The sequence below is a fragment of the Mesorhizobium sp. genome (assembly GCF_004962245.1).
In the GTDB taxonomy this organism is placed as follows: Bacteria; Pseudomonadota; Alphaproteobacteria; order Rhizobiales; family Rhizobiaceae; genus Mesorhizobium.
This window is the reverse complement of sequence record NZ_SUHQ01000032.1, coordinates 72,419-84,026: the sequence shown is the minus strand read 5'-3', so window position 1 is coordinate 84,026 and position 11,608 is coordinate 72,419. Positions and strand designations below refer to the sequence as shown.

General features: G+C 61.9%; 9 protein-coding genes. 8 read left to right on the top strand and 1 reads right to left on the bottom strand.

Annotated elements, in window-relative coordinates:
• Positions 1 to 108 precede the first annotated feature (108 nt).
• The 8 genes from E5X88_RS27680 (at position 109) to E5X88_RS27645 (ending at position 11,060) form a co-directional block, all read left to right on the top strand.
• Positions 109 to 1,596, top strand: a complete 1,488-nt coding sequence (locus tag E5X88_RS27680; RefSeq protein ID WP_292166979.1) for a DegQ family serine endoprotease — start codon at positions 109 to 111, stop codon at positions 1,594 to 1,596.
• A gap of 51 nt (positions 1,597 to 1,647) precedes the next feature.
• Positions 1,648 to 2,958: a replication-associated recombination protein A gene (locus E5X88_RS27675; RefSeq protein WP_292166976.1), complete on the top strand. Its 1,311-nt coding sequence runs from the start codon at positions 1,648 to 1,650 to the stop codon at positions 2,956 to 2,958.
• A 152-nt stretch (positions 2,959 to 3,110) separates the two neighbouring features.
• Positions 3,111 to 4,073, top strand: coding sequence for a GAF domain-containing protein (locus E5X88_RS27670; RefSeq protein ID WP_292166973.1), 963 nt, complete (start codon positions 3,111 to 3,113; stop codon positions 4,071 to 4,073).
• Positions 4,074 to 4,214: 141 nt separating this feature from the next.
• The gene (gene adh / locus E5X88_RS27665; protein ID WP_292166970.1) at positions 4,215 to 5,732 is read left to right on the top strand and encodes an aldehyde dehydrogenase; all 1,518 of its coding nucleotides are present in this window, start codon (positions 4,215 to 4,217) and stop codon (positions 5,730 to 5,732) included.
• A 447-nt stretch (positions 5,733 to 6,179) separates the two neighbouring features.
• On the top strand, positions 6,180 to 7,160 hold the full coding sequence (locus E5X88_RS27660; RefSeq protein ID WP_292166967.1) for an RluA family pseudouridine synthase: 981 nt from the start codon (positions 6,180 to 6,182) through the stop codon (positions 7,158 to 7,160).
• 50 nt (positions 7,161 to 7,210) lie between these two features.
• Positions 7,211 to 8,086: a DMT family transporter gene (locus tag E5X88_RS27655; protein WP_292166984.1), complete on the top strand. Its 876-nt coding sequence runs from the start codon at positions 7,211 to 7,213 to the stop codon at positions 8,084 to 8,086.
• 11 nt (positions 8,087 to 8,097) lie between these two features.
• Positions 8,098 to 8,889, top strand: a complete 792-nt coding sequence (locus E5X88_RS27650) for an ATP12 family chaperone protein (protein WP_292166965.1) — start codon at positions 8,098 to 8,100, stop codon at positions 8,887 to 8,889.
• A gap of 284 nt (positions 8,890 to 9,173) precedes the next feature.
• Positions 9,174 to 11,060 (top strand): MFS transporter, encoded by a 1,887-nt coding sequence (locus E5X88_RS27645; protein ID WP_292166962.1) that lies wholly within the window; start codon positions 9,174 to 9,176, stop codon positions 11,058 to 11,060.
• 83 nt (positions 11,061 to 11,143) lie between these two features.
• On the opposite strand, the gene E5X88_RS27640 is transcribed toward E5X88_RS27645, so the two are convergent.
• Positions 11,144 to 11,341 carry a DUF2735 domain-containing protein gene (locus E5X88_RS27640; protein WP_292166960.1) on the bottom strand — a complete coding sequence of 66 codons (198 nt, stop codon included), beginning with the start codon at positions 11,339 to 11,341 and terminating at the stop codon, positions 11,144 to 11,146.
• Positions 11,342 to 11,608 lie beyond the last annotated feature (267 nt).

Here is an 11,608-nt window from a genome sequence, read left to right as displayed (position 1 = left end):
CCAACTATTTCAACAACGCAGGATATGCTTCCGTCAAAACCTGAAACGCTCTAGCCTTTCATTTTGCACAATCGTCGGGACAATGGCGCCCGACCTGGAGGATTCGGAATGCGCGTCAAACGGCTGTCCCTTGTTCTATTCTACGCCATGCTGGCGTTCGCAGTCGTGCCTGCGGCCAGGCAGGCACTGGCTCAGGACACCAAGACCGATCCCGGTCTGTCCGATGTGCTGACCGACATGCTGCGCGGCGCCGAAGGCGAAGATGCCACCTCCGGCCCAGACAAGCGCGTGCCGTTCGGCCGCGAGGAGGTGCAACTGTCCTTCGCGCCGCTGGTCAAACAGACGGCGCCGGCCGTGGTCAATGTCTATGCCTCGCAGACGGCCAAGTTGAGGTCGCCCTTCGACGGCGATCCGTTCTTCGAAGAGTTCTTTGGCCGTTCGCAGCCGCGCGCGCAGTCCTCGCTCGGCTCCGGTGTGCTGGTCGATCCGACAGGCATAGTGGTCACCAATTTCCACCTCATCAAGGACGCCGATCAGGTCAAGGTCGCGACCGCGGACGGGCGTGAATTCGACAGCAAGGTGCTGCTCAAGGACGAGACGCTTGACCTCGCTGTGCTCAAGATCTCCGCCGACAAGCCATTTCCGGTCATCGCCATCGGCGATTCCGACGCGCTCGAGGTTGGCGACCTGTTGTTGGCCATCGGCAACCCCTTCGGTGTCGGCCAGACCACCACCAGCGGCATCGTTTCGGCGCTCGCCCGAAGCCACATCGGCGTTTCCGATTCGAGTTTCTTCATCCAGACCGACGCCGCGATCAATCCAGGCAATTCCGGCGGTGCGCTGATCAACATGGGCGGCCAACTGGTCGGCATCAACACCGCGATCTACAGCCGCAGCGGCGGCTCGATCGGCATCGGCTTTGCCATTCCCTCCAACATGGTTCGCGCATTTGCCGATGCGGCCAAGGCCGGGCGCGATTTCTTCGAGCGGCCCTATATCGGCGCCGAATTCGAGCGCGTGACGCCGCAGATCGCCGAATCGCTCGGCATGGAAACCTCGACCGGCGCGCTGGTCTCGTCCGTCGAAGAAGCAGGGCCGGCGGCCAAGGCGGGACTCAAGGCCGGCGACGTCGTGCTGTCGCTCAACGGCACGCCGGTCGAAAGTATCGAGGCGCTGGATTACCGGATGGCGACGCTGTCGATCGGCACCAATGCCAGCTTCGCCGTCCTGAGCAAGGGCGAGCAATCGACGTTGGACATCGCGCTGGAGCGCGCGCCGGAAGGTACAAAACTCGCGGAAGTGACACTGCGCGGTCGCAGCCCGTTTTCCGGTGCCAAGGTTGCGGACCTGTCGCCTCGGCTCGCCCAGCGGCTCGGCATCCGCGCGGACATCAAAGGTGTTACCGTGGTCGACATCAATCGCGGTTCGCCCGCAGCCGGTTTCGGCTTCCAGCCGGGCGATATCGTTCGCGAGGTCAATGGTTTGACCATCGACACCGCCGCGACCCTGGAAGAGGCCGCCAAGCAGGAAACGCGCTGGTGGCGCTTTACCGTCGAGCGCGGCGGGCAGATACTGCGCCAGGTGTTGCGGTATTGAGCCCGAGGCTCGATCTTCGGACGAGATCGCGCTCCAACGAAAAAGAAGTGCATGGACGATCTGTTCAGTGTCGATGAACCGGAAAAGGCGCCGCCCGGGAGGCCGCTGGCGGATCGACTGCGCCCGAAGAACCTCGGCGAGGTCGTTGGCCAGGAGCATCTGACCGGACCCGACGGCGCATTGACGCGGCTGATCGGCTCCGGCTCGCTCGGTTCGATGATCTTCTGGGGCCCGCCCGGAACGGGCAAGACCACGGTCGCACGGCTGCTTGCCGGCGAAACCAGCCTTGCCTTCGAACAGATATCGGCGGTGTTTTCCGGCGTCGCCGACCTGAAGAAAGTGTTCGAGGCGGCGAAGCTGCGCCGCTCCAACGGCCGTCAGACGCTGCTCTTCGTCGATGAGATCCATCGTTTCAACCGCGCCCAGCAGGACAGTTTTCTGCCTGTGATGGAAGACGGCACAGTCGTGCTGGTTGGCGCGACCACTGAGAACCCCTCTTTCGAGCTGAATGCCGCGCTTTTATCCCGCGCCCGCGTGCTGGTTTTCCATTCGCTCGGTGAAGACAGCATCGCGCAGTTGCTGGCGCGGGCTGAGGAGACCGAGGGCAGGGTGCTGCCGCTCGACGACGATGCGAGGGCGATGCTCGTCCGCATGAGCGATGGCGACGGCCGCGCGGCGCTGACGCTGGCCGAAGAGGTCTGGCGCGCCGCCAAGTCAGGCGAGGTGTTCGGCGCCGAAGGACTGCAGCGCATCGTCCAACGTCGCGCGCCGATCTACGACAAGGGCCAGGACGGCCACTACAATCTGATCTCGGCGCTGCACAAATCGGTGCGCGGTTCCGACCCCGACGCGGCCCTCTATTATCTCGCCCGCATGTTCGACGCCGGCGAGGATCCGCTCTATCTCGGCCGCCGGCTGGTGCGCATGGCCATGGAGGACATCGGGCTTGCCGACCCGCAGGCACTGGTCATCGCCAATGCCGCCAAGGATGCCTACGACTATCTGGGTTCGCCAGAAGGCGAACTCGCCTTCGCCGAGGCCACCGTCTATCTCGCCAGCGCGCCCAAATCCAATGCCGTCTACACCGCCTTCAAGGCCGCCACGCAGGCAGCGAAGGAGTTCGGCTCGCTGCTGCCGCCCAAACACATCCTCAACGCACCGACCAAGCTGATGAAGGAAGAAGACTACGGCGCGGGCTATCGTTATGACCACGACGAGCCGGACGCTTTTTCCGGCCAGGATTATTTCCCGGAAAAGATGGGCCGCCACACGTTCTACGATCCGCCCGAGCGTGGCTTCGAACGCGATATCAGGAAACGGCTCGACTATTGGGCGAAGCTGCGCGGCGAGCGGGGAAAGTAGGCTTGCCGAGCTCTTGAGTTTCGGCACGAAAGGTCTTCGGGGCCCTCTTCAACCATCGTCCTATAGCAGCATCGGCCAGTGATCCCGTAGAACGCAATGCGAGCAATGCTGCCGGGAGGTTGAAGCGGCAGCGTCGTGCTTCGGGAGGATGAGTGAGCGGACAGCCCGCCCATCATGCAGATATTGTACAGGCGACCATCGCCACCAGCGATGCCGCCCGTTCGGCGCTGGTCGCTTCCTGGCGGCGCTCGCTTACATTGCATGGTCTCGATCCGGCCGAACGAAAAGCGCCGAGACGTCTGACTGAAGGTGAACTCAGGCAGGCGCGGCAACGAATGGAGCCACTGCTTCGTGCCGCGGATGCGAGCCTCGATCGCCTCTATTTGGCAGTCGGCGGCATCGGTTGCTGCGTGATGCTTGCCGATCGCGACGGCATTCCGGTCGAACGCCGAGGTGCTGCGGCCGATGACGACACGTTTGACGAATGGGGCCTGTGGACAGGCACGGTGTGGAGTGAGGACAGCGAAGGCACCAACGGGATCGGTACCTGCCTTGCCGATCAGCGCCCCCTTACCATTCACCGCGACCAGCACTTCTTCTCGCGCAACACGCTGCTCAGTTGCACGACTGCGCCGGTCTACGATCACGAAGGTAAACTGGCGGCTGCGCTCGATGTGTCGTCATGCAGGTCGGATCTGACCGAACACTTCGTCAACCTGATCTCGGTGGCAGTGGGCGATGCTGCCCGGCGCATCGAGGCGGATAATTTTCGTCGGGCCTTTTCGAATGCCCGCGTTCTGCTGGCGCCGGTGACCGAATGCAGTGCCAGCGCGCTGATAGCCGTCGATGCCGACGATCTCGTGGTCGGTGCGACGCGTTCCGCGCGACTGGCTCTCGGCATCACTCAACAGACCCTGACGAAAGGACTGCCGGCCGCCGACATCCTCGGCGACTCCAACGCCGCCGAAGAACTGGGCGAGGCAGAGCGCGGCGTGATCCAGCGGGCGATCACGCGCGCCGGTGGCAACGTCTCGGCGGCCGCACACAATCTCGGCATTTCGCGCGCCACGCTCCATCGCAAGCTTGCCCGGTTTGGCATTCGGCGACCGCACTGAGTTTTCAGGCGCGAACCTGTCGCAGAACTGCGACAGTCAGCGCCCGCGACTGGTTGGCCAGGGCTGACAAACCCCGGGCCATCGGCAACTCTTCCTCCTGATGCGACACATCCCGTGGCGCCGTTTCCTGGGAGGAAGACAATGAACAAGGTGGAATTTTCCCGCACGGCCAAGGTTCCCTTCGCCAAGCGTTACGACAACTACATCGGCGGCAACTGGGTCGCCCCGAACTCCGGAAGATATTTCGACAACATCTCGCCGGTGAACGGTCGTCCGCTGTGCGAGATTGCTCGCTCCGACGCCGCCGACATCGAGGCTGCGCTCGACGCCGCGCACAAGGCAAAAGATGCCTGGGGCAAGACGGATGCCGCCGCCCGCGCGCTGATCCTCAACCGCATCGCCGACCGTATGGAGGAAAACCTCGACCTCCTCGCGCTGGCCGAGACCTGGGACAACGGCAAGCCGATTCGTGAAACGACGGCGGCCGACCTGCCGCTCGCCATCGACCATTTCCGCTATTTCGCCGGTGCATTGCGCGGCCAGGAAGGCAGCCTTTCGCAGATCGATGAAGATACCGTAGCCTATCATTTCCACGAGCCGCTCGGCGTGGTCGGCCAGATCATACCCTGGAACTTCCCGCTGCTGATGGCCTGCTGGAAGCTGGCGCCCGCACTCGCCGCCGGCAACTGCGTGGTATTGAAACCTGCCGAACAAACGCCTGCCGCGATTATGTTATGGGTCGACCTGATCGGCGACCTTCTGCCGGAAGGCGTTCTCAACATCGTCAATGGCTTTGGCCTCGAGGCCGGCAAGCCGCTCGCCTCGTCGAACCGTATCGCCAAGATCGCCTTTACCGGCGAGACCTCGACCGGCCGGCTGATCATGCAGTATGCCAGCCAGAACCTGATCCCGGTCACGCTGGAACTCGGCGGCAAGTCGCCCAACATCTTTTTCAAGGACGTGACCGCCGAGGACGATGACTTCTTCGACAAGGCGATAGAAGGCTTCGTTATGTTCGCGCTTAACCAGGGCGAGGTCTGCACCTGCCCGAGCCGTGCGCTGGTGCATGAGAAGATCTACGACCAGTTTATGGAGCGCGCGCTGAAGCGCGTCGAGGCGATTGTCCAGGGCGACCCGCTCGATCCCGCGACCATGATCGGAGCGCAGGCGTCGTCTGAACAGCTGGCGAAGATCCTGTCCTATTTCGACATCGGTCGACAGGAAGGTGCCGAGGTCCTGGCCGGTGGTTCACAGAACCATCTGCCCGGCGACCTGGCAGGCGGCTACTATGTCCAGCCGACTGTGTTCAAGGGCCACAACAAGATGCGCATCTTCCAGGAGGAGATCTTCGGGCCGGTGGTCTCGGTCACCACCTTCAAGGATGATGATGAGGCGCTATCGATCGCCAATGACACGCTCTATGGGCTGGGGGCCGGCATCTGGAGCCGCGATGCGAACCGCTGCTACCGCTTCGGTCGCGCCATCCAGGCAGGCCGCGTGTGGACCAATTGCTACCATGCCTATCCGGCGCATGCGGCGTTTGGTGGGTACAAGCAGTCCGGCATCGGCCGCGAGACCCACAAGATGATGCTCGATCACTATCAGCAGACCAAGAACATGCTGGTCAGCTACAGCCCGAAGAAGCTTGGCTTCTTCTGATCGCTTGCCACGCTGGAGTGCGTGGCTCCTTCAGACAGATCATGCGAGATCCTTGAAGGGGCGCGGCTGGAATGGCCGCGCCCCGATCATTTGCGGATGTCCGCACGCTTGACAAAGTTTCGTCGGGGAAGTCTCCGTATCCGAACGCCGGCGGCGTCGTGCCACGGTCCCATAGTGTCGCGAAATTGAGCGGAAGGCGGAGAAATTGGTGAAGCCGCCGAGGAAAATTCACGATGTGGCGCCATGGCCAGCCTCATTGGCGCGATCATCGCCATGTTTCTGGGTCTTTGGCTCGCAAGAAGCCTGCCTTAATGCTATTGCCCCGCTTACAGCGCCGCGCATCGCTTAGGATGCGCAAAGGACGCTGTAGCAATTTGATTTTGCGCATGACCCTTTCCGAGGTCGATTTCGTTCAGGTCATGCGCTGGAAATGGGTAAAACGAGACAATGGCAGGCGTTGAGCAGATCACGGTGGAGGCCGGCGAGGCGGGCATGCGGCTCGATCGCTGGTTCAAGACCCATTTTCCGGGTCTTGGCTTCGGTCATCTGCAGAAGCTGCTGCGCTCCGGACAGATCCGTGTCGACGGCGGCAGGGTGAAGGCCGATACCCGCGTCGAGCCGGGGCAGATGGTCCGCATCCCGCCGCTCGAAGTGGACAAGAAAGGCGAGAGCCCACTCACCGGTCACTCGATCCGCAACCAGGGCGACGCCGACGTTCTGGCCAAGATGCTGATCCATGAAGATCCGAAAGTGTTTGTCTTCAACAAGCCGGCCGGCCTCGCCGTCCAGGGGGGCTCGGGCGTCACCCGCAATGTCGACGACATGCTGGAAGCCTGGCGCAGCCAGAAGGGCGAGAAACCACGCCTGGTGCACCGGCTCGACCGCGACACGTCAGGCGTGCTGGTCGTCGCCCGCACAAGGCTTGCCGCCATGAAGCTTGCCGAGGCGTTCCGGGCGCGTGAGACCAAGAAGACCTACTGGGCGCTGGTCAAGGGCGTGCCGCCCAAGCGCGAGGACAAGATCTCGACCTGGCTGATCAAGGAGCCGACGCCAGATGGCGACCGCGTGCGCGTTGCCAAGCATGGCGAAAAGGGTGCCGACCACGCGGTGTCCTACTACCGGGTCGTCGAGCAGGCGGCGCAAACCCTGTCCTGGCTGGAGATGGAGCCCTATACCGGCCGCACCCACCAGCTTCGCGTCCATGCCGCACACATTGGCTGCCCGATCATCGGCGACCCCAAATACTTTGAGGCCGACACCAATTGGGATTTTCCCGGCGGCATGCAGAACCGCTTGCATTTGCACGCGCGCCGCATCGTCATTCCTCATCCCGACAAGGGTTTTATCGACGTCACCGCGCCGATGCCGCCGCATATGCGCCAAAGCTGGAACCTGCTCGGCTTCGACGAGCAGAGCGCGGAGGACTAGGGCCTGTGGGTATCGCCACCGATACGCTCGACCGTCGCGACACGGTCGACATGGCGGCGGCCGCCATCATGGTCGGACTGACCTTTTCCTGGGGGCTCAACTACGTCGCCGCCAAGGTCTCCTATACCGGCTACGATCCTGTTTTCCTGTCGATCGCGCGGTCGGTCATTGGCGGGCTGTGCGTTCTCGTCTGGTGCCGCATGCGCGGCATCGCGCTGTTCACCCCAGACGGAACGCTTGTCGCCGGCGTTCTGGCAGGCGCGCTTTTTGGTTTCGAGTTCCTGTTTCTCTATGTCGGGCTCGAACAGACGACCGTCGCGCGCAACACCTTGCTGGTCAACACCATGCCGTTCTGGGTGCTGGTCGGCGGGCATTTCCTGCTGGGCGAACGCATCACCACGCGCCGGCTCGTCGGCCTTCTGCTCGCATTCGCCGGATTGGTCACGGTGTTCTCCGACCAGCTGAGCGCCGATAACGGCGCGACACTGACCGGTGATCTGCTCAGCCTCGGTGCCGGTATTCTCTGGGCCTTGACCTACATCGTCATCAAGCGGACGAAGTTGGCGGAAACGAGCGCCGAGAAATTGCTGCTCTATCAACTGGCCGGCGCTGCCGTGGTCGGCGCCTTGGTGCTGCCTTTCGCCGGGCCGCCCGTCCGCGACTTCGCCGCGTTGCCGACCTTGGCTCTGCTTTTTCAGGCTGTCTACATCGTCGCCTTCACCTATGTGCTGTGGTTCTGGCTGCTGCGGCGCTATCCGGCATCGGGCCTGTCGAGCTTCACCTTCCTGTCGCCGGTGTTCGGCGTGCTATGCGGCGCTATATTCCTGGGCGAGGCGCTTACCATCCGTATTTTCCTGGCACTCGGCCTCATCGCAGCCGGCTTGATCATTGTGAATCGGCCGGCCCGAAAACAGATCCCCGGATGAAAGGCTCCGGCATGCGCGATATCCTCAGCGACCTCGAAGCGGGAAAGCAGCTTTCCGATCCGGATCCGGTACGCCGTGCGCAGATCCAGATGAAGACGCACCTGCCGAAACGCTTCTACAAGGCCGTCTCGGTCGCATCGACTGACGATGGTTTTGCCGTTCATCTCGATGGCAAGCCGGTTCGGACGCCGGGCAAGGCGCTGCTGGTCCTGCCCACTGAAAAAGCTGCCGCTCTGGTCGCCGACGAGTTCGCCGCGCAAGGTGAGACCATCGACCCAGTGACGATGCCGGTCCTGCGCCTGGTCAACACCGCCATCGATGGTGTCGCCAGCGACCCGCAAGCGGTGCTGGAGGACATCCTGCGCTTCGCCTCGTCCGATCTGCTCTGCTATCGCGCCGACACCCCACAAGGGCTGGTCGACCGGCAGAACGAACATTGGGATCCCATCATCGACTGGGCACGAAACGAGCTCGGCGCCCGGTTTCACCTCGCCGAAGGGGTGATCCATGTCGAGCAGCCGCGCGAGAGCATCGCGGTGCTGGGCATCCATCTTGCCCAGCGTGCCAACCCGCTGCGGCTGGCGTCCATTCATGTCATGACGTCGCTGACGGGGTCGGCGCTGCTGGCGCTGGCCGTCGATTTCGGTGAACTTGACGGCGACGCCGCCTGGACTGCCGGCCATGTCGATGAGGACTGGCAGGCCGAGCACTGGGGCCATGACGCGGAAGCTGTGGTGCGCCGTGCCCACCGCAAGCGCGACATGATGGCCGCCGTCGGCCTTCTCGAGGCGCTCAAAGCCTGACGGCAACCGCCCGCCGTCATTCATTCCGCTTTGCACATTAGAGCGACGTGCGTCCAGTTGGACGCACAAGTACGCTCTAACACTTTGAATCTATGCATCGTGCTTTCCGAAGATCGATTCCGATCTTCGGGCCGATGCATTAAACCAAAGTCATAATCCCAAAGGCGCCCTGCCGCTGGGCCGCGCTTTCTGTCATTTCTTGCGGCGATAGCTGCCCGAGTTCATGTCCATAGGACGACACCGCGCAGCATCAAAGACAGCGAGACATGACGGAGGACGAATTCATGACAATGGCAATAACCGCAGGCAAAGCAAGCCGCGGCATGACGCGGGAAGAGAAGAAAGTCATCTTCGCTTCTTCACTCGGGACCGTTTTCGAATGGTACGATTTCTACCTCTATGGCTCACTGGCTGCCTTCATTGGCGCCACCTTCTTCAGCCAGTATCCGGAAGCGACGCGCAATATCTTCGCTCTGCTGGCTTTCGCAGCAGGTTTCCTTGTGCGCCCGTTCGGCGCGCTGGTGTTTGGCCGCATCGGCGATCTCGTCGGTCGCAAATACACCTTTCTTGTCACCATCCTGATCATGGGTAGCTCGACATTCCTGGTCGGCCTGCTTCCAGGCTCCGCGAGCTGGGGCCTTGCGGCGCCGGTCATCCTGATTGCCTTGCGTATGCTGCAAGGCCTGGCGCTCGGCGGCGAATATGGCGGGGCGGCGACCTACGTCGCCGAACACGCACCCGACGATCGCCGCGGTTTCTACACCTCATGGATTCAGACGACGGCGACGCTCGGACTGTTCCTGTCGCTGATCATCATCCTTGGCGTCCAGGGAGCGATGAGCAAGGAGACCTTTGCCGCCTGGGGCTGGCGCATTCCGTTCCTCGTCTCGATCGTCCTGCTCGGCGTATCGGTCTGGATTCGCCTGTCACTGAATGAATCGCCGACCTTCCAGCGCATGAAGGAGGAGGGCAAGGGATCAAAAGCGCCGCTTTCGGAAGCTTTCGGGCAGTGGAAGAACGCCAAGATCGCCATTTTGGCACTTCTCGGCCTAACAGCCGGTCAGGCCGTGGTCTGGTATTCAGGCCAGTTCTACGCGCTGTTCTTCCTGCAGAACGTTCTCAAGGTCGACCTGCAGACGGTCAACATCCTGATTGCCATTGCTTTGGCGCTCGGCTCTATCTTCTTCGTCGTGTTCGGCTGGCTGTCCGACAAGATCGGCCGCAAACCGATCATCATGGCGGGTCTCGCTCTGGCGATCGTCACCTATTTCCCGCTGTTCAAGGCACTCACCTGGGCCGCCAATCCGACGCTGGCGGCAGCGCAACAGAACACGCGTGCGACGGTAACCGTGGCGCCCGGCGACTGTAAGTTCCAGTTCAACCCGGTCGGCACGGCAAAGTTCACCACGTCCTGCGACATCGCCACGTCGTTCCTCGCCAAGAGTTCGGTGCCTTATGACATCGTCACGACCGCCGCGCCTGGAACCGCGGCGACGGTGAAGATCGGCAATGAGACGGTCGACTCCTATGACGCCGTCGCTGCCGGCGATCAGGCGAAAGCCAAGGATGCTGCCTTTACCAAGGCGGTCAACATGGCTCTTCAGGACAGCGGTTATCCGCTGAAGCGTGCCGCTTCCAAGGTGGCCGACCAGAAGCTCGACGCTTTCGTCGCGGCCAATCCCGAACTGAAGCTCGACGCAGCGGCTATCCGTGCCGGCGAGAAGACGACGGTTCCAGTCGACCAGGCGGTCAAGGACAAGGTGCTGACGACCGACGAAGCCGCCGGCGCCACGGAGGTAACAGTCTACAGCGTTCCGGCATCCGGCCCGTTCTCGATGTTTGCCGACCCTGCTCAGGTGAACTGGACAAAGATCGTCGGCATCCTGTTCATCCTGGTCCTTTATGTGACCATGGTCTACGGGCCGATCGCGGCGATCCTGGTCGAGATGTTCCCGACCCGCATCCGTTATACCGGCATGTCGCTGCCCTACCACATCGGCAATGGCTGGTTCGGCGGCCTGCTCCCGGCGACGGTCTTTGCCTTGAGCGCGGCGAAGGGCGATATCTACTACGGTCTCTGGTACCCGATCGTGATCTCGGCGATGTCGCTGATCATCGGCATCATCTTCGTCAGGGATACGCTGGGAACGGACTTGCACGCCAAGACCTGATCCTGGTCTGATAGCGAAATGAAAAGCCCGGCGCGAGCGATCGCGCCGGGCTTTGCAATTCGTCAGAATGTGGAAGGAAAGGCTTAGCTCTCCCGGTCTTGTTTCGCTTCCTCGATGGCCGCCTCGTGATACCAGCCGCTTCCGAAATCCGTACGATTACTGCGCAAGGAGGCAAGCTCTGCCGCGAACTTAGCCTTTCCGCTTAAATTTGAGGCAGAAGCACGCGCTGCCACCGGGAACATCAGGATTTTGGCCGACTGACGGGTGGAAGGGATTTCCATTGTCGGTTTCCTTTCTTCTGCAGAGCCTTGCCGATTCAATCTTTCCTGAAGATAGGTTCTGCAAACGAGTTAGGCAATATGATTACAAAAAGATCAGTAACTGCCTACTATTTGTGCGAAATGTGCTTGTGATTGATCCGGACGCATTGCGTTGATGGCACAACGAATTTGTCGGGATGCAGCGTCACTTTTGCCGCATCCTTTGCCGGCAGGAATGGCACACGAATTGCTTTTTAATAATCCGGTAGGTCGGCTGCTGCTGGGTGG

Bases quoted from the DNA above. Each gene is read 5' to 3' on its own strand.
- E5X88_RS27640 (WP_292166960.1), bottom strand. From the start codon at position 11,341: ATGGAAATCCCTTCCACCCGTCAGTCGGCCAAAATCCTGATGTTCCCG.
- E5X88_RS27655 (WP_292166984.1), top strand. From the start codon at position 7,211: ATGGCGGCGGCCGCCATCATGGTCGGACTGACCTTTTCCTGGGGGCTC.
- E5X88_RS27680 (WP_292166979.1), top strand. From the start codon at position 109: ATGCGCGTCAAACGGCTGTCCCTTGTTCTATTCTACGCCATGCTGGCG.
- adh (WP_292166970.1), top strand. From the start codon at position 4,215: ATGAACAAGGTGGAATTTTCCCGCACGGCCAAGGTTCCCTTCGCCAAG.
- E5X88_RS27675 (WP_292166976.1), top strand. From the start codon at position 1,648: ATGGACGATCTGTTCAGTGTCGATGAACCGGAAAAGGCGCCGCCCGGG.
- E5X88_RS27650 (WP_292166965.1), top strand. From the start codon at position 8,098: ATGCGCGATATCCTCAGCGACCTCGAAGCGGGAAAGCAGCTTTCCGAT.
- E5X88_RS27645 (WP_292166962.1), top strand. From the start codon at position 9,174: ATGACAATGGCAATAACCGCAGGCAAAGCAAGCCGCGGCATGACGCGG.
- E5X88_RS27660 (WP_292166967.1), top strand. From the start codon at position 6,180: ATGGCAGGCGTTGAGCAGATCACGGTGGAGGCCGGCGAGGCGGGCATG.